Below are 24,646 nucleotides of genomic sequence, written 5' to 3' on the forward strand. Positions count from 1 at the left end.
CATTTCGTCGTTAACACGCAAAACTACCATACGCCCAGCCGCCGCAGCATGTCCGAGCGAAACGAATCCGCCGACCCGCAAGCCCCATCGCAGGTCCGGCATGTGAGCGGAAGCGACCACATCGTGCTGCGTCGGACTTTGCGGGTGCTCGCCACGCTCGCACTCGTCCTCTATTTCATCGCGGGGGGAGTGTTTCTGGGCTTGCGCTATGTGGTGCTGCCGCGTATCGACACGTTCCGGCCGCGCATCGAAGCCGCGGTCTCCGACAAGCTGCGCACCCAATTCACGATCGGCCGGCTCGCACCGCACTGGAGCGGCTTCCAGCCTGGGCTCGACGTCACCAACCTCGTCATCCGCGATCACGACGGCCAACCCGCGCTAACGATACCGCACGCCACCGCGACGGTGTCCTGGCGCTCGCTGTGGGAATTTCATCCGGCGCTGTCGAGCCTGATCGTCGATCAGCCGGACGTGCTGGTGTCGCGCAGCGACGACGGCGTGCTGTCGGTCGCAGGCGTGCCGGTGCCGACGCGCCACAGCGGCAACGACGCGCTGTCCACCTGGTTGTTGCGTCAGCAGGCGATCGTCGTGCGCGGCGGCGTGCTGCGCTGGCGCGACGCGACGCGCCACGAACCCGAACTGGCGCTGCGCGATATCCGCATCGCGATCCTCAATGACGGCCACGACCACCGCATGGCGCTGCAGGCGCCGCCCGACGGCCGCGTGCTGAAAGGACCGCTCGACTTCCGCACGCACTTCCGCCACGCGCCGCTCTCTGCGATAGGCAAGCCGATCAACTGGACCGGCCAGGTGTATATGTCGACGGGCCCGGTCGATCTGCCGACGCTCGCGCGCTACATTGAATTCCCGATCGAGACGTTCGCCGGCCGCATCGACAATGCGATCTGGATCGACTTCAGCGAAGGCCGCATGAACCAGGCGACCGGCCAGTTGAGCGGCAACGACGTCGCGATGCGCGTGCGTCCGACCCAGCCAAAGCTGCTGGTGCCGATCGCCCACTTCCTGTGGCGCGTCGAGTCAGACGACGGCGAATACCGGCTGCAGTTGTCGGATCTGCGCGCCGAGCTCGGCCAGCCGCCGCTCGAAGACGGCACGCCGCTCACGCGCATCCTGCGCTTCCGGACCCTCGACAGCCGCTACCGGACAGCGTCCCAGCAGCACGGGCAGCTCTTGAGCATCAGCGGCGATCGCGTCGATCTCGGCATCCTCGCCGAATTCAGCCGCGCGCTGCCGTTGCCGCGGCACTTTCTGAACGAACTCGTGCGCATCGATCCGCGCGGGCTGGTCGCGAACTACGTGATCGAGGTCGAGCGCGGCAAACCGGAATCCGGAGAAGTGGGCAGCGACCATCGGCCGACGGGTGCGGAGCCGATCGAGCGTTATCGCTTCAAGGGGGATCTGCAGGGCATCAGCTTCGCCGCCCAGGAGCCGGGGCCTGGCCTGACCCCGCGCGGCCACCCGCGCGCCGGCATTCCCGGCATCGAGAATCTGTGGGGCACCGTCGACGCCGACGAAAAAGGCGGCCGCGCGAACCTCGATACGTCCAGCTTGGCGATCACGCTGCCGGGCGTGTTCGACGATCCGCGTCTCACGCTCGCGCGTCTGCGCGGCCGCGCCGAGTGGACGATGGGCAAGAAGGCACCGGGCGACACGCGTCCCGCGTTCGCGGTCAAGCTCAACGATTTCAGCGTATCGAACCCGGACGTCGAGGCGAGCGCGACCGCGAGCTACAGCAATCCCGGCCACGGCCGCGGCTCGCTCGACCTGAAAGCCGACTTCCAGCGGGCTCAGGTGACCCGCATCGCCCGCTATCTGCCGACCGCAGTCAGCGAAAAGCTGCGCATTTACCTGGGCCACGGCTTGCAGGCTGGCGTGTCGCGCGGCGGCACGATCGAAGTGCACGGCGACCTGACCAAGTTCCCCTACGCGCGCGACCCCGACGCCGGCCTCTTCCACATCGTCGCGCCGTTCACCGGCGGCAAGTTCGATCCGACGCCGTTCCCGCCGCGCAACATGCGCAACGGCACGCCGAACGTTTGGCCGCCGCTCGACGGCATCGACGGAGTGTTCGAGCTCAAGCAGAACGTGCTGCGCTTCGACATCGACCGCGGCCGTTACAAGCGCGTCGCGCTGACCGGCGTGAACGGCCGCATCGACGACCTCGGCACCAAAGGCTCGAACCTCACCATCCAGGGCAATGGCCGCGGCCCGCTCGCCGACATGCTCGACTACGTGAACCGCAGCTCGCTCGGCATCATGGCGCGGCATCAGACCGAAAAGATTCGCGCCGAAGGGCCCGCGTCGCTCGCGCTGAAGCTGACGATCCCGCGCACGCCGAAGCCGCATGTGGGCGTCGAAGGCGCGCTCGGCTTCCTGAACAATCGCCTAAGCGTGAGCAATGCGCCGCCGCTGTCGCGGCTGAACGGCCGGGTGCGCTTCACCGAACGCACCGCCGAGGTCGAGCGGCTCTCCGGACAGTTCCTCGGCGGCGACGTGCATGCGAACGGCGGCTTGCGGCAAGACGGCACATACGCGCTCGCGCTCGACGGCCACATCGCCGTCGATGCCGCGCGCGAGCTGCATCCACCTGGCGCGGCCGCGCAGATGCTCACGCATATGAGCGGCAGCGCGCCTTATGCGTTGCGCGTCGCCGGCGCGAGGGGCCGCCTGCCGCAGGTCAGCGCCAACTCGGACCTGAGCGGCCTCGCGCTCGATTTTCCAGCGCCGTTCAAGAAGCAGGCCGGCACGCCGATGCCGCTGCACTTCTCGGTCAATCCGTCGACGGTGCCGGGCGAAGCCGGCCTCGAACGCGCCGACCTGACGTTGGGGCCGGTCGCCGCTGCGTATCTGCTGCGTTATCGGCCGAACGCGCAGCCGCGAACGCCACCGACCGTCGTGCGCGGCGCGATCGGCGTGAACCGGCCGGTCGAGCTGCCATCCGAGGGCGTGGTGGCCGCGGTGGACATCAAGGAGTTCAATGCGGACGCCTGGCGCGCGCTCGCCGCGCAGTTGCGCGCGGGCGCGGCTGGCGCGAATGGCGCGAACGGCGGTGCGAACGGCGGCAATAGCGCCACCAACGCCAGCAGCGCGGCCACCCCCGCCGCCGCGCCGAATCCGATGCTCACGCAATTCCTGCCGAACCGCTTCGCGCTGCACATCGACACGCTGACGCTGCTCAAGCGTCACTGGGACAACGTGATCGTCGGCGCGTCGCACATGGATCGCACGTGGCAGGCGAACATCGCGTCGAACCAGGTGTCCGGCCACGTGTCGTGGCTGCCGGGCGTGACTCGCGAATCGCCGGGCGAACTGCAGGCGCGCTTCGCGCGCGTCGTGATTCCATCGGTCGCGGACAAGGACCTGCTCGGCCCGGCGATGTCGGCGCCCGCGCTGAACATGCCGTCGATCGATCTGGTCGTCAACGAGCTGATCGTGCACGACCGCAACGTCGGCCGGCTCGAGGTCGACGCGCACAACTACGACGAGAACGGCGTGCCGGTGTGGCAGCTCGACAAGCTCGACGTGACGAACCCCACCGCGACGCTCACCGCGACCGCGAACTGGCGCACCTCGACCGAATTGCCCATCTCGGCCGACGAAGCCACGCCGCGCCGCACCGTGTTCGATTTCAAGCTCGACATCAAGGACGCTGGCGCGATGCTCGAGCGCTTCGGTCTGCCGAGGACGCTCAAGGGCGGCGTCGGATCGATCCAGGGCAAGGCCGTGTGGCAGGGCGGCCCGACCACGATCGACTATTCGACGCTGAACGGCAACCTCGCGCTCGATCTGCGTCACGGCCAGATCCTGAAGGTCGACCCAGGCGTCGCGACGCTGCTCGGCGTGCTGAGCCTGCAAAGCCTCGCGCGCATCGCCACGCTCAATTTCCGCGACGTGATCGGCGAGGGCCTGCCGTTCTCGAGCGTGACGGGTACCGCGCAGATTCATGACGGCATTGCCCGCACCGAAAACTTCAGGATGGTGACCGCGCCGGCCCGCGCCGAGATGGTGGGCTCGGTCGACATCGCGCAGAGAACCCAGGACCTGCACCTGCACGTGATACCGACCGTCAGCGCCGGCTCCGCGGTGATCGCCGCGACAATCATCAATCCGCTGATCGGCCTCGGCGCGCTGATCGCCGATGTCGCGTTCTCGCAGGGGATACAGCACGTGTTCGCGCGCGACTACGCGATCACCGGTTCGTGGTCGAAACCGCAGGTTCAGCGGGTGACGGGCGAACGGGGTAAGATTGACGCTCCGGCTTCGACCGTGGAAGCGCACTGAGCTTCGGTTTTCCCTGGCGCCGCTGTCTCGTTCCACGCGGCCGCTCGTGCCGCTCGGTCGACTCGATGCGCCAACGGGGCCGAGCCAGCCCAGAACCATGCGGTGCCCGCGCCTCATACCGCCGCCCGCCGGGAGTCTTTCGACACGCTCATGAGCGAAACACACGTCACATCGTCCGCATCCGCCGCAACGTCCAGCGGCCCTTTCGCCAGCCCCTTCCGGGTCGCCGCGCTGCAGATGGTCAGCACGCCGGATCGCGATCGCAATCTCGCCGACGCAGAGCGCCTGATCGCCGAAGCCGCCGCCGACGGCGCGCAGCTCGTGCTGCTCCCCGAGTATTTCTGTTTCATGGGCTTCAAGGACACCGACAAGCTCGCCGTGCGCGAGCCGCATCGGGATGGCCCGATCCAGCGCTTTCTCGCCGACGCCGCGCGCCGCCACCAGCTTTGGGTGATCGGCGGCACCCTGCCGCTGAACGCGCCGGAGGCGTCGCGCGTGCTGAACACGACGCTGGTGTTCGACCCGCTCGGCAATGAGGCCGCGCGCTACGACAAGATCCATCTATTCAACTTCGAAAAAGGCGATGAATCGTTCGACGAAGCTCGCACCATCCGCCCCGGCAGCTCGGTGCAAAGCTTCGAGGCGCCCTTCGGCCGGGTCGGCCTGTCGGTCTGCTACGATCTGCGCTTTCCCGAGCTGTACCGGCGCATGGGAGACTGCGCGCTGATCGTGGTGCCGTCCGCGTTCACCTACACGACCGGCCGCGCGCATTGGGAGCTGCTGCTGCGCACCCGCGCGATCGAAAACCAGTGCTACGTGCTCGCCGCGGCGCAAGGCGGCAAACATGAAAACGGCCGCCGCACCTGGGGCCACAGCATGCTGATCGACCCGTGGGGCGAGATCGTCGCGGTGCGCGACGAGGGCGCCGGCGTGGTCGCGGGCAACCTCGAACGCGCGCGCATCGACGAAGTGCGGCAGAGCCTGCCGGCATGGCGTCATCGCGTGCTGACCTGAAACCGACATTGAAACTGCGGCGCCTGCCACGCATATACCGACGCAGGCGCTCCCCGACCCCTTCGTATCGAGCAGAACATACTTCGCATGAACATCATCGAACCCGGTATCCGTAATCTCGCCGCCGCCAAGGACATCCTCCTCACGCCCTACGGTCTCGACGAGTCGCTGCTCACGCGCACGCTCGCCGAAATCTTCACGCACCGCGTCGACTACGCGGACCTGTACTTCCAGACCACCCGCAGCGAAGCGTGGAGCCTCGAAGAAGGCATCGTGAAATCGGGCAGCTTCAGCATCGACCAGGGCGTCGGCGTGCGCGCCGTGTCGGGCGACCGTACCGCGTTCGCCTATTCGGACGACCTGTCGCCCGAAGCGATCCGCCAGGCGGCCATCGCCACGCGCGCAATCGCCAAGGCGGGCGGCGGCAAGCAGAAGATCAAGGTGGCGTCGTCGCTGACCGGCATCGCCGGACGCGATCTGTACCTGCCGTCCGACCCGCTGCATTCGCTCGACGCCACCGCGAAGGTCAAGCTGCTCGAGCGCATCGAGCAAATGGCGCGCGGCCGCGATCCGCGCATCCAGCAGGTGATGGCGGGCTTGGCCGGCGAGTACGACGTGGTGCTGGTCGCGCGCAGCGACGGCGGCTTCGCGGCCGACATCCGGCCGCTCGTGCGCGTGTCGGTCACCGTGATCGCCGAGCAGAACGGCCGCCGCGAAATCGGCAGCGGCGGCGGCGGCGGGCGTTTCGACTACGGCTATTTCACCGATGAAGTGCTGTCGCGCTATGTCGACGATGCGGTGCACGCGGCCCTCGTCAATCTGGATGCGCGTCCGGCGCCGGCCGGCGCAATGACCGTCGTGCTCGGCCCGGGCTGGCCCGGCGTGCTGCTGCACGAAGCGATCGGTCACGGGCTCGAGGGCGACTTCAACCGCAAAGGCTCGTCGGCATTCGCGGGACGCATCGGCGAGCAGGTCGCCGCGAAGGGCGTCACCGTGGTCGACGACGGCACGCTGCCGAACCGCCGCGGCTCGCTCAATATCGACGACGAAGGCAATCCGACCCAGTGCACGACGCTGATCGAGGACGGCATCCTGAAGGGCTACATCCAGGACACGCTGAACGCGCGTCTGATGAAGATGCCGGTCACCGGCAACGCGCGGCGCGAATCGTACGCGGCGCTGCCGATGCCGCGCATGACCAACACGTACATGCTTAACGGCGACCAGGACCCGCAGGAAATCCTCGCGTCCGTGAAAAACGGCCTGTATGCGGTGAACTTCGGCGGCGGTCAGGTCGACATCACGAACGGCAAGTTCGTGTTCTCGGCCTCCGAGGCGTACATGATCGAGAACGGTAAGATCACGTATCCGGTCAAGGGGGCGACGCTAATCGGCAGCGGCCCGGAATCGCTGAAGTACATCACGATGATCGGCAACGACATGAAGCTCGATTCGGGCGTCGGCGTGTGCGGCAAGGAAGGCCAGAGCGTGCCGGTGGGCGTTGGTCAGCCGACGCTGCGCATCGAGAAGATGACGGTCGGCGGCACGGCCTGATTGCGGCGCGGATGCACGCTTCGCGCACACAAAGCGCGAAGCGTGCGGTGTTTCCGCATTTTTCGACGTCCCGGCTTGTCAGCCGAGCCTGTACCGGGTTATAAAGTCACTCACCCTTTTCTGACCAGCGACGCATTCACTTCGCCATGTCCGCCAAGTTTTATTTTTACTTTTTTTGGTATCTCAGACCGCTGGCGGATCGAGAGGGGTGTTAGTGCACGCAGGACACCGAGAATTCCCGAAAAACCGCCAGCTAGCCTGGCGGTTTTTTTTCGCCTCACGCTTTTCGATACCTATTTGACTCACGCGAACACGCTACGAACCGATTCAGGAGAACCACATGCCCCCGCACAACACCGATGATGTCCGCATCCGCGAATTGAAGGAACTCACGCCGCCCGCTCACCTGATCCGCGAGTTTGCTTGCGACGAGACGGTGTCCAACGTGATCTACGAATCGCGCACCGCGATGCATCGCATTCTGCACGGCATGGACGACCGTCTGATCGTCGTGATCGGCCCGTGCTCGATTCACGATCCGAAGGCCGCGATCGAATATGCGGGGCGTCTGATCGAGCAGCGCAAGCGCTTTGCCGGCGAGCTCGAAGTCGTGATGCGCGTGTACTTCGAAAAGCCGCGCACGACGGTGGGCTGGAAGGGTCTCATCAACGACCCGCATATGGACAACAGCTTCAAGATCAACGAAGGCCTGCGCACCGCGCGCGAGCTGCTGCTGCGTATCAACGAACTGGGCCTGCCGGCCGGCACCGAGTACCTCGACATGATCAGCCCGCAGTACATCGCGGATCTGATCTCGTGGGGGGCGATCGGCGCGCGCACGACCGAATCGCAGGTGCACCGCGAGCTGGCTTCGGGACTGTCGTGCCCGGTCGGCTTCAAGAACGGCACGGACGGCAACGTGAAAATCGCCGTCGACGCAATCAAGGCCGCCTCGCAGCCGCACCACTTCCTGTCGGTCACCAAGGGCGGGCACTCGGCGATCGTATCGACCGCGGGTAATGAGGACTGCCACGTCATTCTGCGCGGCGGCAAAACGCCGAACTACGACGCCGACAGCGTCAACGCAGCCTGTGCGGACATCGGCAAGGCCGGTCTCGCCGCGCGTCTGATGATCGACGCGAGCCATGCGAACAGCTCGAAGAAGCACGAAAACCAGATTCCGGTGTGCGCGGACGTGGGCCGTCAGATCGCCGCGGGCGACGAGCGGATCGTTGGCGTGATGGTGGAGTCGCACCTCGTCGCGGGTCGCCAGGATCTGCAGGAAGGCTGCCAGCTCACGTACGGCCAGAGCATTACCGATGCATGCATCGGCTGGGACGAAAGCGTCGCTGTGCTCGAAGGCCTTGCCGAAGCGGTCAAGCAACGCCGCGTCGCGCGCGGCAGCGGCAACTGAACGCCTGCCCCGCCGCCACCGCGGGGGCTTGTCGGTAGTCCGTACAAAACCCGGTTCGATTTCGAACCGGGTTTTTTATTGGCCATTCGGACGAATGGTGCGAAGCCGGACGCCTCGCTATCGTCATAGCTCGTTGCCTTGTCGCTTGCACGACTTGACCGGGTTGAAGAAGGCGTATAAGATTTTATACATGAGGTGGCGATGGAGCAGGAAAAAGAAATTCGCTGGTTAGGCTCCAGCTACCGTGATTTGCTTGCTTTTCCCAATGAAGCGCGTCGTCTCGCCGGGTTTCAGCTTCACAAGATTCAGTCAGGACTCGACCCTGACGACTGGAAACCGTTCGAGTCTATCGGCGCGGGAACGCGCGAAATTCGTATCAGGACGAGGACGGCATTTTTCGCGTGATGTGCGTGACCAAATACGCCGAAGCGCTGTACGTGCTGCATTGCTTTCAGAAGAAAACGCAGAAGCTCGGGCCGCGCGACAGAAAAATTGCCGAAACGCGCTATCGCGCCATCACTCATTACAGGACCACCCAGCCATGACGATCGACACCAACATTCGTCACGTAACGCGAGCCGGCGCGAACGTGTTCCTCGAACTCGGTTTTTCCGCCGAGGAAGCGAAGCGCCTTCACGCGGCGTCGCAAAAGCAGATCAACGACACGCGGCTGCTCAAGGAACAATTGATGACCGAGCTGTCCACGTGGATCGAACAGCATCATCTGAAGCAGGCCGAAGCGGCCGAAATTCTGATGGTGTCGCGCCCGCGCGTGTCAGACGTGGTCAACAAGAAAACCACCAAGTTCACGATCGACACGCTCGTTGAAATGCTGAGCCGCATCGGCAAGCCGGTCACGCTCGCGGTCGGTTGAGCGTCGGCTCGTGCAAAGCTCAGTGACTATCTATACGCGCATGCGCGTCGCCGCTCAAGGCGCGCCGCGATCGTGCTGCCACAGCACGTCGGTGCCGCCGTCCGCGCGATTGAGCACGCGCGCCAGCACGAACAGCAGATCGGACAGCCGGTTCACGTACTGACGCGGCGCCGCGTTCAGCGTCTCGTGTTCGCCAAGCGCGACGATCGCACGCTCCGCTCGACGGCAAACGGTACGGCACACATGCGCGAGCGCAGCCGCGCGCGAACCGCCCGGCAGAATGAATTCCTTCAACGGCGGCAGCGTGGCGTTGTAGTCGGCGAGCCAGCCGTCGAGCTGAGCGAGATGCCGCTCGGTGATCATCGTATGACCGGGAATACACAGCTCGCCACCCAGATCGAACAGATCGTGCTGGATTGCGACCAGCGCCGCGCGTACGTTCTCGGGCAGGTTCTCGCACAACAGCACGCCGAGGTTCGAATTGAGTTCGTCGACGTCACCGATCGCGGCAATTCGGGCGCTGTCCTTGCGCACACGGCGGCCGTCGCCGAGACCGGTGGTGCCGTCGTCGCCGGTGCGAGTGGCGATCTTGCTGAGGCGATTGCCCATGATGTCTCCTTGCTTTCAGTGACGATGCGGCCACCACGTTTGCCCATATTGCACGCATCGCGAAATCGCCGCCATTATATGAGCGCAAGCCGGCCCAGCGCCTCCTGGCGGAGCGAACGGCGTAAAATGAAACAGCTGCTGCAAACAGGCTGTTACCTACAGAAACTTTCATCGGACCGGAGTAAGCGTTGAAGCGCCAACTCCGCTCGATAGGAGACATGCGTGAACCATCCCGTACCGCCGGCACCGCTACGCCGGCCGTTTCCCGCCGAATTGCTGAACCAGCTCAAAGCCGCTTTCGGCGATCGGGTCTCCGTTGCCGAAGCCGTGCGTGCGCACCACGGCCGCGACGAATCGCCGTTCGATCCGCAACTGCCTGACGCCGTCGTCTTCGCGCGTACGACCGAAGACGTGCAAACCGCCGTCAAGCTGTGCGGCGAGTTCGACGTGCCGATCATTCCGTACGGCAATGGCTCGTCGCTCGAAGGACATCTGCTTGCCGTGCAAGGCGGCGTGTCGATCGATCTGTCGGAGATGAACCGGGTGTTGTCGATCAACGCCGAAGACCTGACCGTCACCGTCGAGCCCGGCATCTCGCGCAAGCAACTGAACGAAGCGCTGCGCGACACCGGCCTGTTCTTCCCGATCGACCCGGGCGCGGACGCGAGCATCGGCGGCATGTCGGCGACCCGCGCGTCGGGTACCAACGCCGTGCGCTACGGCACGATGCGCGAGAACGTGCTCGGCTTGACGGTCGTGCTCGCCGATGGCCGCGTGATCAAGACCGGCTCGCGCGCGCGCAAATCGTCGGCAGGGTACGACCTCACGCGACTGTTCGTCGGCTCGGAAGGCACGCTCGGCGTGATCACCGAAATCACGCTGCGCCTCTATCCGCAGCCGGAGGCGGTGTCGGCCGCTGTGTGCACGTTCCCGTCGATGGGCGATGCGGTGCGCGCGGTCATCGAGACGATCCAGATCGGTGTGCCGATCGCGCGTGTCGAGTTCGTCGATTCGCTGGCGATCCGCTCGATCAATCGCCACTCGAATCTGACGCTGCGCGAAGCGCCCACCTTGTTCTTCGAATTTCACGGCACCGAGGCCGGCGTCAAGGAACAGGCCGAACTCGTGCAGGAAATCGCCGCGCAGAATGCCGGCGAAGGCTTCGAATGGGCAACGCGCCCCGAAGACCGCAGCCGCCTGTGGAACGCGCGTCACAACGCCTATTTCGCGATGCTGCAACTGAAGCCCGGCTCGCGCGCGGTGACCACCGACGTCTGCGTGCCGATCTCGCGTCTGGCGGAGTGCGTGGTTGAAACGGAGCAGGATCTGTTGGCGTCGCCGCTGCCGTGCCCGATCGTCGGCCATGTCGGCGACGGCAATTTCCACGTCGCGATCCTGATCGATCCGGACAAGCCCGAAGAGCTCGAAGAAGCCGAACGCCTGAACCATCGCATCGTGCAGCGCGCGCTGCGCATGGACGGCACCTGCACCGGCGAGCATGGCGTCGGCCTGCACAAGATGGGCTTTCTGCTCGAGGAGCACGGCGACGTCGCGGTCGACACGATGCGCTCCATCAAGCACGCGCTCGACCCGCGCAATCTGATGAACCCGGGCAAGATTTTCGCCTGGGCGGCGGCCTGATCGACATTGCGAAGGCCGGCAGCGACAAGCCGCCGGCCCGAACACGCAAGTGACGCGAAGCAGGCCGCACGAAACAGCCGGCTCGAACCTGGAAGCCGGACCGGCGCAAGCCACGAGGAGACAACTCACATGAACGCACCCGCTGAACTGTCGGCCGAAGTCCTCGCGCAGCGTCAGCGCGAAGTCGTGCAGGCGCTGATGGCCGTGTTGCCGAGCCACTGTCTGCTCTATCGCGAGGAAGATACCGTCGCGTACGACTGCGACGGCCTCGCCGCGTACCGGCGTCTGCCGCTCGCAGTCGCGTTGCCGGAAACCGAATCGCAAGTGCAGCGCATCGTGCAGATCTGCCATCGCCTCGATGTGCCCATCGTGCCGCGCGGCGCGGGCACCGGGCTGTCCGGCGGCGCAATGCCGATTCGGCACGGCGTCGTGGTGTCGCTCGCGCGCTTTCGCAAGATCGTCGAGATCGACCCGTATGCGCGCATCGCGACCGTGCAGCCGGGCGTGCGCAACCTCGCGATCTCCGAGGCCGCGGCGCCGTATGGCCTCTACTACGCGCCGGATCCGTCGTCGCAGATTGCCTGCACGATCGGCGGCAACGTGTCCGAGAATTCGGGCGGCGTGCATTGCCTGAAGTACGGCCTCACCGTGCATAACGTGCTGCGCGTGCGCGCGGTGACGATGGACGGCGAGATCGTCGAATTCGGCTCGCTCGCGCCTGACGCGCCGGGGCTCGATCTGCTCGCGGTGCTGATCGGCAGCGAGGGCATGTTCGCGATCGTCACCGAGGTCACCGTCAGGCTGATCCCGAAGCCGCAAACGGCGCAGGTCATCATGGCCAGCTTCGACGATGTGGTCAAAGGCGGCGACGCCGTTGCCGGCATCATCGCGGCGGGCATCATCCCGGCCGGCCTAGAGATGATGGACAAGCCCGCCACGCGCGCGGTCGAGGAGTTCGTCAACGCGGGCTACGATCTCGACGCGGCGGCGATCCTGCTGTGCGAATCGGACGGCACGCCCGAGGAAGTCGCAGCCGAGATCGTGCGCATGACCGCGGTGCTGCGCGAGCACGGTGCGACGCGTATCCAGATTTCGCGCACGGAAGCCGAGCGCCTGCGCTTCTGGTCCGGGCGCAAGAACGCGTTTCCGGCCGCAGGCCGCATCTCGCCGGACTACTACTGCATGGACGGCACCGTGCCGCGCCGCAGTATCGGTCCGCTGCTCGCGCGCATCGAGGAGATGGAGAAAACCTACCAGCTACGCTGCATCAACGTGTTCCATGCCGGCGACGGCAATATGCATCCGCTGATACTGTTCAACGGCAACGACCAGGACGAGTGGCATCGCGCCGAGTTGTTCGGTAGCGACATCCTCGAAGCCTGCGTCGAGTTGGGCGGCACGGTGACGGGCGAGCATGGCGTCGGCATCGAGAAGATCAATTCGATGTGCGTGCAGTTCTCGCCCGAGGAGCGCGACACGTTCCACGCGGTCAAGCGAGCATTCGACGCGCCCGGTCTGTTGAATCCCGACAAGGGCATTCCGACCCGGGCGCGCTGTGCCGAATACGGCAAGATGCACGTGCGCGGCGGGCTGCTGCCGCATCCCGAGCTGCCGCGCTTCTAGCGGCTCGCGTTTGCATCGCGCAGCCACTGTTCGCCGCGCCCGCGCCGGTGCGGGCGCGGCGTGCGCGGCGCTTTGCGCCGTCCCCTTCAGACCGATGCCGCACCCCGTCATGCGGGTGTGCTCCGGCTTGCCAGCGAGCCGCCGCCCGGTACAATCAAACGAAACACAACGAGCAGGACACCATGGAAGAGGACGACATCGTCGCCGTATGGTCCGAACGCGTGCGCTCGGCCAGCGCCGAGGGACGCGGGGTGCGCATCCGTGGCGGCGGCACCAAGGACTGGTATGGCCAGACGCTGGAAGGTGAGATCCTCGACACGCGCGCTTATCGCGGCATCATCGCGTACGATCCGGCCGAGCTCGTGATCACCGCGCGCGCGGGAACCCCGCTGCTGGAAATCGAAGCCGCGCTCGCCGAGCACGACCAGATGCTGGCGTTCGAGCCGCCGCACTTCGGACCGCAGGCCACCTTCGGCGGCTGCATCGCCGCGGGCATTTCGGGGCCGCGCCGGCCAGCCGTCGGCGCCGCGCGCGACTTCGTGCTCGGCGCCGTCGTGATGAACGGCCAGGGCCAGGTGCTGCATTTCGGCGGCCAGGTCGTCAAGAACGTCGCCGGTTACGACGTGTCGCGGCTGCTCGCGGGCTCGCTCGGCACGCTCGGGCTGATCCTCGAGCTGTCGGTCAAAGTGCTGCCGCGCGCGCAGGCCGAAGCCACGCTGAAGTTCGACATGAATGGCACCGACGCGGTACGCAAGCTCAACGAATGGGGCGGCCGGCCGCTGCCGATCACCGCGAGCGCATGGCGCAACGGCACGCTCGCGGTGCGCCTGGGCGGCGCGGAGGCCGCGGTCAAGGCCGCGCGCACCGGGCTCGGCGGCGAAGTCGTCGATGCGGTCGAAGCCGAGCGCTTCTGGGGCGGCCTGCGCGAACAGACCGACTCGTTCTTTGCGAGCATTCCGCCGAAGGCCGCGCTGTGGCGTCTCGCGTTGCCGTCGATCACCGAGCCGCTGCAACTGCCCGGCGCGCAACTGATGGAATGGGGCGGAGGCCAGCGCTGGTGGATCACCGACACCGACGCGCAAACCGTGCGCATCAGCGCGAAGCAGGCCGGCGGCCACGCAACCATTTTCCGCAGCGGCCACGGCTACGACCGCAGCGCCGGCGTATTCACACCGCTGCCCGCGCCGTTAATGAAAATCCATCGCGGCCTCAAACATGCATTCGACCCGGCCCGCATCTTCAACCGCGGCCGTCTCTACCCCGACTTCTGAGTGACGCGATGCAAACCAATCTCGCGGACTTCATTCGCAATACCCCGGATGGCAACGAAGCCGACGCCATCCTGCGCAAATGCGTGCATTGCGGTTTCTGCACGGCCACCTGCCCGACCTATCAACTGCTCGGCGACGAGCTCGACGGTCCGCGCGGGCGCATCTATCTGATCAAGCAGATGGTCGAAGGCGCGCCGGTCACGCGCAGCACCCAGGTTCACCTGGACCGCTGCCTCACCTGCCGCAACTGCGAAACGACCTGCCCGTCCGGCGTGCAATACGGGCGGCTCGTCGAGATCGGCCGCAAGCTTACCGAAGAGAAGGTCACGCGTCCGCTCAATCAGCGGCTGATGCGGCGGCTGCTCGCGAGCGTGCTGCCGAACAGCGCGATCTTCACGCCCGCGATGCGGCTGGGCCAGCACGTGCGAGGCCTGCTGCCGAAGAAGCTGCGCGACAAGGTGCCCGCGCGTCAACGCCCGCTCGAATGGCCGAGCGCGACACACGAACGCAAGGTGCTGATGCTCGCGGGCTGCGTGCAACCGTCGATGATGCCGAACGTCAACATCGCGACCGCGCGCGTGTTCGACGCGCTCGGTATCGAAACGCTGATCGCGCCCGAAGCCGGCTGCTGCGGCGCGATCCGCCTGCACCTCGGCTACAACGACGAAGCACTCGACGACGTGCGCGCGAACATCGACGCATGGTGGCCCTACGTCGAACAGGGCGTTGAAGCGATCGTGATGAACGCGTCGGGCTGCGGTGCGACGGTCAAGGAATACGCGCACCTGCTGCGCCTCGATCCAGAGTATGCGGAGAAGGCGCGCCGCATCGTCGAGTTGACGCGCGACGTCTCCGAAATCCTGCCCGAGTTCGAAGAGCAGCTCGTCGCGATCACGCGCCGCCGCTCGGTGCACACGGTCGCGTTCCATCCGCCCTGCACGCTGCAGCATGGCCAGCAGATCCACGGCAAGGTCGAGCAACTGCTCGGCGCGCTCGGCCTCGAAGTGCGCCTGCCCGCCGACAGCCATCTGTGCTGCGGCTCGGCCGGCACCTACTCGCTGCTGCAGCCGCGCCTGTCGTACGCGCTGCGCGACCAGAAGCTCGAGCGTTTGCAGGCGCAGGAGCCGCAGGTGATCGTGTCGGCGAACGTCGGTTGCATCGCGCATCTGCAAAGCGGCACGTCGACGCCGGTCGCGCACTGGATCGAATTGGTCGAGCACATGCTGTCCGTATAATCGGGGCATCGTCTTCGCTGAACACCGGTTCGCTCCATGTCCGATCTGCCTCACCGTTTCGCCGATCACTTCGCTCACAATCTCGCCGACGTGCACGAGCGCATCGCCTGGGCCGCGCAAGCGGCCGGCCGCGATGCGCAGTCCGTGATGCTGCTCGCGGTCTCGAAGACGTTTCCCGCCGATGCCGTGCGCGCCGCGCATGCGGCCGGTCAGCGCGCATTCGGCGAGAACTACGTGCAGGAAGCGCTCGACAAGATCCAGACGCTCGCCGATCTGCGCGCGTCGCTCGAATGGCATTTCATCGGGCCGCTGCAATCGAACAAGACGCGCCCCGTTGCCGAGCATTTCGACTGGGTGCATTCGGTCGATCGGCTGAAGATCGCGCAGCGTCTGTCGGAGCAGCGCCCCGACAACCTGCCGCCGCTCAACGTCTGCCTGCAGGTCAACGTCAGCGGCGAGGCGTCGAAGAGCGGCGTCGCGCCCGATGAGGCGGCCGCCATCGCGCACCAGATCGCCGCACTGCCGAAGCTGAAGCTGCGTGGGCTGATGTCGATTCCGGAACCGGCCGGCGATCTCGACGCGCAACGCGCGCCGCATCGCCAATTGCGCGAGTTGTTCGAGCGCTTGCGTAACGACGGGCTCGAGCTCGATACGCTGTCGATGGGCATGTCGGCCGATCTCGAAGCAGCCGTGCTCGAAGGCGCGACGATCGTGCGCGTCGGCACCGCGATCTTCGGCGCGCGCGACTATTCGCGCTGAGCTTTTCCATGGGCCTTGCGCGAACCTGGCTGCGCGAAGTCCCCACCGCATCTCATCTGAACCTATCCGGACCATCATGAAAATTGCGTTTATCGGCGGCGGCAACATGGCCGCGGCGTTGATCGGCGGCCTCATCAAGCGGGGCACCGCGCCCGCGGACCTGTACGCGATCGATCCGAACGAAGACGCGCGCAAGCGCAACGAGCAGCAATTCGGCATTCGCACCGGCGCGGCCGCCGACGGCACGCTCGCCGACTACGACGCGGTCGTGCTCGCGGTGAAGCCGCAGATCCTGAAGAGCGTCGCCGAGACGCTGGCGCCGCATCTGCACGCGTCGCAACTGATCGTCAGCATCGTCGCGGGCATCCGCATCGGCGACATGTCGCGCTGGCTGAATGGCCACAGCCGCATCGTGCGCGTGATGCCGAATACGCCGGCGCTGATCGGCATGGGCGTGACGGGTCTCGTCGGCAGCGGCAGCGTCGACGAAGCGGGCCGCGCGCTCGCGTCGCAGGTGCTCGGCGCGGTCGGCGAAACCGTCTGGTTCGACGATGAAGCGAAGATCGATGCTGTGACCGCGATCTCGGGCAGCGGGCCGGCCTACGTGTTCTATTTCATCGAAGCGCTGCAGGAAGCCGCGCGCCAGCTCGGTATGGACGAAGCGCAGGGCCGCGCGCTTGCGGTCGCGACCTTCACGGGCGCCGCGCAACTCGCGGCCAATTCCGGTGAGCCGCCGAGCGTGCTGCGCGAACGCGTGACATCGAAAGGCGGCACGACCGCGGCAGCGCTCGCCTCGTTCGATGCGAGCGGCATCAAGGATGCGATCGTGCGCGGCGCACTGGCCGCCGACGCGCGGGCGCGCGAGATGGGCGACGAGTTCGGCAAGCAGTAATGCGAACCGGCGTCGCCAGGAAATAGCGGAAACAGAAACGCCGTAGCGCGTCTGCCCTTTTCCATTCAGGGCAGGCGCCTACGGCGTGCAGATGCAGCAGCGGCGTGAGGCCAGAAACTCGCTAGCGCGAATTAAAACGAAGTCACCGCGTAATGCGCGGCGATCCCCGCGAACAACGCGCCGCCGAGCCAGTTGTTGTGACGGAACGCGGCAAAGCACGGCATCCGCTCGCGATTGCGGATCAGCGTGTAGTGATAGATCGCGCAACCCACCGCGACCACCCAGCCAAGCCAGTACAGCAAACCAAACCCGAGCGTCAGGCCGATGCCGACGTAAATCCCCAGCGTCACCGCATAACACAGCATGACCGCGGCCACGTCGAAGCGGCCGAAGGTCAGCGCCGACGTGCGGATGCCGATCTTGATGTCGTCGTCGCGATCGACCATCGCGTATTCGGTGTCGTACGCAACGGCCCAGAAGATGTTCGCGACCAGCATCACCCATGCGAGCAGCGGCACGTGATCCAGCACCGCGGCGAACGCCATCGGAATGCCGAAGCCGAACGCGATGCCCAGATACGCCTGCGGAATCGCGAAGAAGCGCTTCATGAACGGATACGTGCCGGCGACGAACAGCGCGACCACCGACAACTGCTTGGTCAACGCATTGAGCGGCTGGATCAGCAGAAACGCGATCAGCGACAGCACGGTGGCCAGCACGACCGCTTCCCACGCATTGATCTTGCCCGACGTGATCGGCCGGTTTTCGGTGCGCTTCACGTGGCGATCGAAATCGCGGTCCGCGTAGTCGTTGATCGCGCAGCCGGCTGAGCGCATCAGCACCGTGCCGAGCGTGAAGATCACCAGCAATTGCCACGACGGATGACCGCCGGAAGCGATCCATAGTGCGTTGAGCGTCGGCCACAGCAGCAGCAGGCTGCCGATCGGCTTGTCCATGCGCACGAGGCGCAGATACAGGGGAAGTCGGGCGAACATGGGACGAATTCGGTGAAGTGCGAACACGGTGCGCCTATTTTACGGGAAGCGCACGGCGGCTCTGAATTCATCTGGCCGGGTATCGAAAAGGCTGGCGCTCGCACTCCTGCATCACGCGGCGGCGGCGCAAAAAACAAAGCCTCCCGTACAGGGAGGCTTGTGCGTTTCCATCACGGCGCGGCTGTTGCCCGCACCTGCATTCGAACGTGACTCGGCCGGCTTAGCCGCGCCAACTCACGCGAGCAGCGAGCGCAGCATCCACGCGGTCTTTTCGTGCGTCTGCATGCGTTGCGTGAGCAGGTCGGCGGTCGGCTCGTCGTTGGCGGCTTCCGTCGCCGGGAAGATCGCGCGCGCGGTGCGCACCACCGCTTCCTGGCCTTCGACCAGCTGGCGGATCATGTCTTCCGCGGCCGGCACGCCGTCCGCTTCGGGAATCGACGACAGCTTCGCGAAATCCTTGTAGGTGCCCGGCGCATGTACGCCCAATGCGCGGATACGTTCGGCGATCGAGTCGACTGCGAGCGCGAGTTCGTTGTACTGCGTTTCGAACATCAGATGCAGCGTGTTGAACATCGGACCCGTGACGTTCCAGTGGAAGTTGTGGGTCTTCAGGTACAGCGTGTAGGTATCGGCGAGCAAACGCGACAACCCTTCGGCGATCTTCTTGCGATCCTTGTCGCTGATCCCGATGTTGACGTGCTGTACGGCTGCTGCGGCTTCTTTCTTGGCCATGATGACTCCTTTGAAGAGTGATACGAACCGGTCGGCAGATGACGGTCTGCGGAAACACGAATAAAACCGTTCGACAGTGTAGCGTGAATTGCCGCAAGCTTCGCTCAAGGCGTGCTCGGGAGCCTTGCCGCGCCGCCATCCTGGCGGTACTGCGCTCAGCCGCGCAGCGCGTGTTGCAACGCCTGCGCGGCGATTACCGCAAAGCCGCTCGCGACGATCGCAACGCCCATCGCCTTGCGCAACATCAACACCTGCCGTTGCGCCTGCATGCTCGGCGTGGCGGTCGGACCGCCGATGCTTGCCATCATCATCTGAATCATGATCGTACTCCCGGTTCGTCTCGTGACGGCCGCAGCGACGCGCTGCGCCGTCGATTACTGTGCTACTGCGTTGCCATGGGCCGCGTACTGGACGCCTAGCGGTTTCTGCCTTCCTGCAACGCGGCGAGCGCCGCGATCACACCTTCCGCGTAAGCCGGATCGGCGCGGCGGAAATGCTCGATCTGGCGCGCGATGATCTCCCGCGGCACACCGTTGATATGTCGCGCGATATTGCCGAACAGACGCTGACGCTGCGCGTCGTCGAACAGCGCGAACAGCATGCGCGGCTGCGTGTAGTAGTCGTCGTCCTCGCGATGCTCGTAACGCGCGACCGCGCCCGCCGCGAGCGGTGGCTCCGATGCGTTCGCGTCCTGCGCGAAGTCGCCGAAGCGATTCGGCTCGTAATTCACGTTGCCGCCGAGATTGCCGTCGGTGCGCATCGCGCCGTCGCGATGGAACGAATGTGGGTTCGGCACGCGCGGCGCATTCACCGGAATCTGGTGATGATTGATGCCGAGCCGGTAACGCTGCGTATCGCCGTACGAGAACAGACGCCCCTGCAACAGACGGTCAGGCGAAAAGCCGATGCCCGGCACCACGTTCGCCGGCGTGAACGCCGCCTGCTCGACGTCCGCGAAATAGTTCGCCGCGTTGCGGTTCAACTCGATAGTGCCGACGTCGATCAACGGATAGTCCTTCTGCGACCACACCTTCGTGATGTCGAACGGGTTGAAGCGGTAGTTCGCCGCATCCGCTTCGGGCATCACCTGAATCGCGAAGCGCCACTTCGGGAAGTTGCCCGCGTCGATGCTGTTCACCAGATCGCGCTGCGCGCTTTCGCGGTCATTGGCGACCACCTGCGCGGCTTCGGCGTCGGTGAAGTTCTCGATGCCCTGCTGCGACTTGAAGTGGAACTTGACCCAGAAACGCTCGTTGTGCGCGTTGATGAACGAGTACGTGTGCGAGCCGAAGCCGTGCATCTGCCGGTAGTTCTTCGGGATGCCGCGATCGCTCATCAGAATCGTCACCTGATGCAGCGACTCCGGATGACGCGACCAGAAATCCCACGCGGCGACGTTGCTGCGCAGGTTCGTGTACGGATCACGCTTCTGCGTGTGAATGAAGTCCGGAAACTTCAGCGGATCGCGGATGAAGAACACCGGCGTGTTGTTGCCGACCACGTCCCAGTTGCCTTCCTCGGTGTAGAACTTGATCGAGAAGCCGCGCACGTCGCGCTCGGCGTCGGCCGCGCCACGCTCGCCGGCCACCGTCGAAAAGCGCATGAAAAGCGGCGTTTCCTTGCCGACCTGCGCGAATACCTTCGCCTTCGTGTAGCGCGAGATGTCGTGCGTGACCGTCAGTGTGCCGAACGCGCCCGAACCCTTCGCGTGAACACGACGCTCGGGAATCACTTCGCGATCGAAGTGCGCGAGCTTTTCGAGCAGCCAGACATCTTGAAGCACGACCGGGCCGCGCGGGCCGGCGGTCATCGAGTTCTGGTTATCGGCGACGGGCGCGCCGGCGGCATTGGTGAGCTTACGTTCGGACATGGGCACTCCTGCGTGGTTTTATTGGATCAGAGGAAATCGCGCGGCATCCGTGCGGGACGGACGCCGTCATGGGTAGGCACGTCAGGCGCCCAGCACCCGGTCGACCAGCAACGACATCGCGACCGTGCGGATACTCGGCGCGACGGCCGTGATGATCGGTTGGGCGGGAAAAGCGTGGATGGGCTGAGAAACCGCTTGCATGATGTTTTCCTCCTGAGCCTTATCGAATAAGGGGATCGGGCGATCCATGGAGGAAACTATAGCAATAACTATCGAATATTCGTATTTGATTAATTTAATCTATTCGATAGAGCTCGCGCCCTTTTTCGCGGCAGGCCGCGCCGTTGTGCGGCGCGGCTGCGCGGGATGGCACGTCAGTTGACGGCAGCGGGCAGATCGAGTTTTTTGACGCCCGGCAGTTCGCACGCGGCGATTGCCTCGCAGATCGCATCGATCGCGGGCATCCGCGTGAAGCTCTTGCGCCATGCCAGCACGACGCGGCGATCGGGTACCGGCTCGTCGAACGCGACATAGCTGAGCAGGCCCGCGTCGATACCGCCCGCATGCGGCTTGACCTCGTGCACCGACATGCGCGGCAGCACGGTAATGCCGACGCCGCTCGCGACCATATGACGAATCGTCTCGAGCGACGAGCCCTCGAAGGTCTTCTGGATACCGTCCGCATTCTGCGAAAAGCGCATCAGCTCGGGGCACACGCCTAGCACATGATCGCGGAAGCAGTGGCCGCTGCCGAGCAGCAGCATGGTTTCCTGCTTCAGATCATCGGGGTCGATCTTCGAGCGGCCTTCCCACGCGTGACCGGACGGCAACGCGACGACGAACGGCTCGTCGTACAGCGGACGCAGCATCAAGCCGGTTTCGGGAAACGGCAACGCCATGATCGCGACGTCGATTTCGCCCTGCTTGAGCAGTTCGATCAGCTTCAGCGTGTAATTTTCCTGCAGCATCAGCGGCATCTGCGGCACGCGCTGGATCATCTGCTTGACGAGCGTGGGCAGCAGGTACGGTCCGATCGTGTAGATCACGCCGAGGCGCAGCGGACCGACCAGCGGGTCCTTGCCCTGCTTGGCGATTTCCTTGATCGCGAGCGTCTGCTCCAGCACGCGTTGCGCCTGTGTGACGATCTGTTCGCCGATCGGCGTGACGCTGACCTCGCTGGTGCCGCGCTCGAAAATCTGCACGTTCAGCTCGTCTTCGAGCTTCTTGATGGCGACGGACAGCGTGGGCTGGCTGACGAAACACGCTTCGGCGGCCCGGCCGAAGTGCCGCTCGCGCGCAACCGCCACGATGTATTTCAATTCGGTGAGCGTCATTCGGGGATCAATCAGTGCGATAGATTCGATAGGTTCTAGTTATACACCTATAGGGTCGGTTCGCCAACCTTTTAGCCGTTCCGTTCGTGGCGGAGGGCTGGCACTCAGGCTTTCAGATATTGCTCGCGGGCGCCGAGCCAGCGCGCCAGATGCTGGATGACCACGTCCGGATACTGGTCCAGCAGTATCGCGGCGGCTTCGCGCGCGGGCTCGATCAGGTGCTGATCGTTTTGCAGGTCGGCGAAACGCAGCATCGCCGCGCCCGACTGCCGCGCGCCGAGGAACTCGCCGGGCCCGCGGATTTCGAGGTCGCGGCGGGCGATCTCGAAGCCGTCGGTGGTTTGGCGCATCGTTTGCAGGCGCGCGCGGGCGGTCATCGACAGCGGTCCGGTGTACAGCAACACGCAGACCGACGCGGCGCTGCCGCGCCCCACCCGTCCGCGCAACTGGTGCAGCTGCGCGAGACCGAAGCGCTCCGCGTGCTCGATCACCATCAGCGACGCGTTCGGCACGTCGACGCCCACCTCGATCACCGTGGTCGCCACCAGCAGCTGGATCTCGTTGCGCGAGAACGCGTCCATCACCGTGGCCTTTTCGGCGGGCGCGAGGCGCCCGTGCACGAGCCCGACTTTGAGCTCGGGCAGCGCGGCCACGAGCGTCTCGTAGGTCTCGACCGCGGTTTGCAGCTGCAACGTCTCGCTTTCCTCGATCAGGGGACACACCCAATACACCTGGCGCCCCGTCAGCGCCGCCTCGCGCACGCGGCCGATCACCTCTTCGCGGCGCGCGTCGGACACGAGCTTCGTGAGAATCGGCGTGCGGCCCGGCGGCAGTTCGTCGATCGTGGAGACGTCGAGGTCTGCGTAGTAGGTCATCGCGAGCGTGCGCGGAATCGGCGTCGCGGACATCATCAGCTGATGCGGCTGGAAGTCGGACGCGCCGTCGGCGGCGCCCTGCGCCTTCGCGCGCAGCGCGAGCCGTTGCGCGACGCCGAAGCGATGCTGTTCGTCGACGATCACGAGCCCGAGGCGCGCGAACTCGACCGCGTCCTGAATGATCGCGTGCGTGCCGATCACCAGCTGCGCGGTGCCGAGCGCGGCCGCTTCGATCGCGGCGCGCTTCTCCTTCGTCTTAAGACTGCCCGCGAGCCACGCGACGTTCACGCCGAGCGGCTCGAGCCAGCCGCGCAACTTGCGCGCGTGCTGCTCGGCGAGGATTTCGGTCGGCGCCATCAGCGCGGCCTGGTAGCCGGCGTCGATCGCCTGCGCGGCCGCGAGCGCCGCGACGATCGTCTTGCCGCTGCCGACGTCGCCCTGCAACAGCCGCTGCATCGGATGCGGCTGTGTCAGATCGAGCGCGATCTCGCCGCCGACGCGCTGCTGCGCGGCCGTCAGCGAAAACGGCAGCGCCTTCAACAGACGCGCGACCAGCGCCGAGTCGTCACCGAGCTTGCGGCGCGGCATCGCTGGCGCGGCGCGGTTGCGCCGCTCGTCGTGCGCGCGCTTCAGCGACATCTGCTGCGCGAGCAGCTCCTCGAACTTGATGCGCACCCAGGCCGGATGCGTGCCGTCGATCAACGCTGTTTCGTCAGACTGCACGCCCGGATGATGGAGCGTGCGCACCGCGTCCATCAGCGCCGGCACGCCGAGCGGTTCGAGAAACGCGCGTGCGACCGGCGCGGGCAGCAGCTCCGGCAGCGACGTGCGCGCGAGCGCGTTGTCGATCGCCTTGCGCAGGTACGCCTGCGACACGCCTGCGGTGCTCGGATAGACCGGTGTCAGCGCCTGCGGCAGCGGCGTGTCTTCATCGACGACGCGCACGGCCGGATGCACCATCTCCATGCCGAAAAAGCCGCCGCGCACGTCGCCGCGCACGCGCAGGCGCGCGCCGACCGCCATCTGCTTGACCTGCGAGCCGTAGAAATTCAGAAAACGGAGCACCAGTTCGTCGCCGTCGGCGTCGCGCAGCTTCACGAGCAGCTGCCGGCGTGGGCGATAGGCGATCTTGTTGTCGAACACCACGCCTTCGGTTTGCGCGATACCGCCGGGCAGCAGATGACCGATCGGCGTCAGCGAGGTTTCGTCTTCGTAGCGCATCGGCAGATGCAGCACGAGGTCGATGTCTCGTGTGAGGCCGAGTTTGGCGAGCTTGTCGGCGGTTTTGACGGGGGCTTTGGCTGCGGGTTTGGCGGCGGCCTTCGCCGCGGCTTTGGTTTTGGCGGCGGGTTTGTCGTCGCTCGCGGGGTCGCCGTCGCGCCCGGCATCCTGGCCCGCGGCGATCATGCCGCCTTGCGCGCCGCCTTCTGCGTCTCGGTCGCCCGCCTCCGCTCGCGCACCACGGCGCCGCGGTTCGGCGCCCGCTTCGAGGGTGGCAACGGACGATCGGCGGTCGGACAAAGGCATGAGCTGCTTCGCAAGTACAATATCGGCTGCTGTCGAAAAAAAACGTGCCGCTCTGCGCGCATCCAGCGTGGGCAAGATGCGGCTCAACGCGCACGCGGGCCGCTTCGGCGTCCCGCCATCATAGC

At 65.7% G+C, this 24,646-nt stretch carries 19 protein-coding genes and 1 pseudogene; 12 read left to right on the forward strand and 8 right to left on the reverse strand.

The features are described 5' to 3' along the window. Positions 1-48: 48 nt before the first annotated feature. From ACLFKU_RS02880 to ACLFKU_RS02905, 6 genes and pseudogenes are all read left to right on the forward strand, one after another. Positions 49-4,302 carry a YhdP family protein gene (locus tag ACLFKU_RS02880; protein ID WP_410848113.1) on the forward strand — a complete coding sequence of 1,418 codons (4,254 nt, stop codon included), beginning with the start codon at positions 49-51 and terminating at the stop codon, positions 4,300-4,302. Positions 4,303-4,452: 150 nt separating this feature from the next. Beyond that, positions 4,453-5,316 (forward strand): carbon-nitrogen hydrolase family protein, encoded by an 864-nt coding sequence (locus ACLFKU_RS02885; protein WP_410848114.1) that lies wholly within the window; start codon positions 4,453-4,455, stop codon positions 5,314-5,316. An 87-nt stretch (positions 5,317-5,403) separates the two neighbouring features. Continuing rightward, positions 5,404-6,870: a metalloprotease TldD gene (gene tldD, locus ACLFKU_RS02890; protein WP_410848115.1), complete on the forward strand. Its 1,467-nt coding sequence runs from the start codon at positions 5,404-5,406 to the stop codon at positions 6,868-6,870. A gap of 340 nt (positions 6,871-7,210) precedes the next feature. Then, the gene (gene aroG / locus ACLFKU_RS02895; protein WP_368585436.1) at positions 7,211-8,284 is read left to right on the forward strand and encodes a 3-deoxy-7-phosphoheptulonate synthase AroG; all 1,074 of its coding nucleotides are present in this window, start codon (positions 7,211-7,213) and stop codon (positions 8,282-8,284) included. 201 nt (positions 8,285-8,485) lie between these two features. After that, positions 8,486-8,829 (forward strand): annotated as a pseudogene (locus tag ACLFKU_RS02900) (type II toxin-antitoxin system RelE/ParE family toxin). Continuing rightward, positions 8,826-9,158: a helix-turn-helix domain-containing protein gene (locus tag ACLFKU_RS02905; protein ID WP_008923434.1), complete on the forward strand. Its 333-nt coding sequence runs from the start codon at positions 8,826-8,828 to the stop codon at positions 9,156-9,158. Before ACLFKU_RS02900 ends, ACLFKU_RS02905 begins: the two are co-directional and overlap by 4 nt. Before the next feature lie 54 nt (positions 9,159-9,212). Here ACLFKU_RS02905 and ACLFKU_RS02910 read toward each other — a convergent pair whose 3' ends face one another. Beyond that, complete coding sequence (locus ACLFKU_RS02910) at positions 9,213-9,767, reverse strand: cob(I)yrinic acid a,c-diamide adenosyltransferase (RefSeq protein ID WP_368585438.1); 555 nt, start codon at positions 9,765-9,767, stop codon at positions 9,213-9,215. Positions 9,768-9,989: 222 nt separating this feature from the next. Here ACLFKU_RS02910 and ACLFKU_RS02915 point away from each other — a divergent pair, with 222 nt between their 5' ends. The 6 genes from ACLFKU_RS02915 to proC all read left to right on the forward strand — a co-directional run bounded on the left by ACLFKU_RS02915 (position 9,990) and on the right by proC (position 17,188). Then, positions 9,990-11,408 (forward strand): FAD-linked oxidase C-terminal domain-containing protein, encoded by a 1,419-nt coding sequence (locus ACLFKU_RS02915; RefSeq protein WP_410848116.1) that lies wholly within the window; start codon positions 9,990-9,992, stop codon positions 11,406-11,408. Positions 11,409-11,537: 129 nt separating this feature from the next. After that, positions 11,538-13,031 (forward strand): FAD-linked oxidase C-terminal domain-containing protein, encoded by a 1,494-nt coding sequence (locus ACLFKU_RS02920; protein ID WP_410848117.1) that lies wholly within the window; start codon positions 11,538-11,540, stop codon positions 13,029-13,031. A gap of 182 nt (positions 13,032-13,213) precedes the next feature. Continuing rightward, positions 13,214-14,302 carry a glycolate oxidase subunit GlcE gene (glcE, locus tag ACLFKU_RS02925; RefSeq protein WP_410848118.1) on the forward strand — a complete coding sequence of 363 codons (1,089 nt, stop codon included), beginning with the start codon at positions 13,214-13,216 and terminating at the stop codon, positions 14,300-14,302. An 8-nt stretch (positions 14,303-14,310) separates the two neighbouring features. Beyond that, the gene (gene glcF / locus ACLFKU_RS02930; protein WP_368585442.1) at positions 14,311-15,537 is read left to right on the forward strand and encodes a glycolate oxidase subunit GlcF; all 1,227 of its coding nucleotides are present in this window, start codon (positions 14,311-14,313) and stop codon (positions 15,535-15,537) included. 36 nt (positions 15,538-15,573) lie between these two features. Beyond that, on the forward strand, positions 15,574-16,296 hold the full coding sequence (locus tag ACLFKU_RS02935) for a YggS family pyridoxal phosphate-dependent enzyme (protein WP_410848119.1): 723 nt from the start codon (positions 15,574-15,576) through the stop codon (positions 16,294-16,296). Positions 16,297-16,372: 76 nt separating this feature from the next. Continuing rightward, complete coding sequence (gene proC, locus ACLFKU_RS02940; protein ID WP_410848120.1) at positions 16,373-17,188, forward strand: pyrroline-5-carboxylate reductase; 816 nt, start codon at positions 16,373-16,375, stop codon at positions 17,186-17,188. Positions 17,189-17,319: 131 nt separating this feature from the next. On the opposite strand, the gene ubiA is transcribed toward proC, so the two are convergent. From ubiA to recG, 7 genes are all read right to left on the reverse strand, one after another. Beyond that, entirely contained in the window at positions 17,320-18,183 is an 864-nt protein-coding gene (gene ubiA / locus ACLFKU_RS02945; protein ID WP_410848121.1) for a 4-hydroxybenzoate octaprenyltransferase, read from the reverse strand. Positions 18,184-18,417: 234 nt separating this feature from the next. Beyond that, complete coding sequence (locus ACLFKU_RS02950) at positions 18,418-18,915, reverse strand: Dps family protein (RefSeq protein ID WP_018431894.1); 498 nt, start codon at positions 18,913-18,915, stop codon at positions 18,418-18,420. A gap of 155 nt (positions 18,916-19,070) precedes the next feature. Beyond that, on the reverse strand, positions 19,071-19,235 hold the full coding sequence (locus ACLFKU_RS02955) for a hypothetical protein (protein WP_410848122.1): 165 nt from the start codon (positions 19,233-19,235) through the stop codon (positions 19,071-19,073). A 95-nt stretch (positions 19,236-19,330) separates the two neighbouring features. Further along, complete coding sequence (locus ACLFKU_RS02960; protein WP_368585447.1) at positions 19,331-20,785, reverse strand: catalase; 1,455 nt, start codon at positions 20,783-20,785, stop codon at positions 19,331-19,333. Positions 20,786-20,866: 81 nt separating this feature from the next. After that, positions 20,867-21,034, reverse strand: a complete 168-nt coding sequence (locus ACLFKU_RS02965; protein WP_410848123.1) for a hypothetical protein — start codon at positions 21,032-21,034, stop codon at positions 20,867-20,869. Between the two features lie 125 nt (positions 21,035-21,159). Further along, positions 21,160-22,119 (reverse strand): LysR substrate-binding domain-containing protein, encoded by a 960-nt coding sequence (locus ACLFKU_RS02970; RefSeq protein WP_013088477.1) that lies wholly within the window; start codon positions 22,117-22,119, stop codon positions 21,160-21,162. 104 nt (positions 22,120-22,223) lie between these two features. Beyond that, complete coding sequence (gene recG / locus ACLFKU_RS02975) at positions 22,224-24,521, reverse strand: ATP-dependent DNA helicase RecG (protein WP_410848124.1); 2,298 nt, start codon at positions 24,519-24,521, stop codon at positions 22,224-22,226. Positions 24,522-24,646 lie beyond the last annotated feature (125 nt).

Origin of the sequence: Paraburkholderia sp. EG304 (genome assembly GCF_046543485.1) — a bacterium.
Classification (GTDB): domain Bacteria; phylum Pseudomonadota; class Gammaproteobacteria; order Burkholderiales; family Burkholderiaceae; genus Paraburkholderia; species Paraburkholderia youngii.

Coding starts and splice junctions, on each gene's coding strand:
- ACLFKU_RS02960 (WP_368585447.1), bottom strand. CDS start 20,785: ATGTCCGAACGTAAGCTCACCAATGCCGCCGGCGCGCCCGTCGCCGAT.
- ACLFKU_RS02955 (WP_410848122.1), bottom strand. CDS start 19,235: ATGATTCAGATGATGATGGCAAGCATCGGCGGTCCGACCGCCACGCCG.
- tldD (WP_410848115.1), top strand. CDS start 5,404: ATGAACATCATCGAACCCGGTATCCGTAATCTCGCCGCCGCCAAGGAC.
- ACLFKU_RS02910 (WP_368585438.1), bottom strand. CDS start 9,767: ATGGGCAATCGCCTCAGCAAGATCGCCACTCGCACCGGCGACGACGGC.
- aroG (WP_368585436.1), top strand. CDS start 7,211: ATGCCCCCGCACAACACCGATGATGTCCGCATCCGCGAATTGAAGGAA.
- ACLFKU_RS02880 (WP_410848113.1), top strand. CDS start 49: ATGTCCGAGCGAAACGAATCCGCCGACCCGCAAGCCCCATCGCAGGTC.
- glcF (WP_368585442.1), top strand. CDS start 14,311: ATGCAAACCAATCTCGCGGACTTCATTCGCAATACCCCGGATGGCAAC.
- ACLFKU_RS02950 (WP_018431894.1), bottom strand. CDS start 18,915: ATGGCCAAGAAAGAAGCCGCAGCAGCCGTACAGCACGTCAACATCGGG.
- proC (WP_410848120.1), top strand. CDS start 16,373: ATGAAAATTGCGTTTATCGGCGGCGGCAACATGGCCGCGGCGTTGATC.
- ACLFKU_RS02970 (WP_013088477.1), bottom strand. CDS start 22,119: ATGACGCTCACCGAATTGAAATACATCGTGGCGGTTGCGCGCGAGCGG.
- ubiA (WP_410848121.1), bottom strand. CDS start 18,183: ATGTTCGCCCGACTTCCCCTGTATCTGCGCCTCGTGCGCATGGACAAG.
- recG (WP_410848124.1), bottom strand. CDS start 24,521: ATGCCTTTGTCCGACCGCCGATCGTCCGTTGCCACCCTCGAAGCGGGC.
- ACLFKU_RS02935 (WP_410848119.1), top strand. CDS start 15,574: ATGTCCGATCTGCCTCACCGTTTCGCCGATCACTTCGCTCACAATCTC.
- glcE (WP_410848118.1), top strand. CDS start 13,214: ATGGAAGAGGACGACATCGTCGCCGTATGGTCCGAACGCGTGCGCTCG.
- ACLFKU_RS02965 (WP_410848123.1), bottom strand. CDS start 21,034: ATGGATCGCCCGATCCCCTTATTCGATAAGGCTCAGGAGGAAAACATC.
- ACLFKU_RS02920 (WP_410848117.1), top strand. CDS start 11,538: ATGAACGCACCCGCTGAACTGTCGGCCGAAGTCCTCGCGCAGCGTCAG.
- ACLFKU_RS02885 (WP_410848114.1), top strand. CDS start 4,453: ATGAGCGAAACACACGTCACATCGTCCGCATCCGCCGCAACGTCCAGC.
- ACLFKU_RS02905 (WP_008923434.1), top strand. CDS start 8,826: ATGACGATCGACACCAACATTCGTCACGTAACGCGAGCCGGCGCGAAC.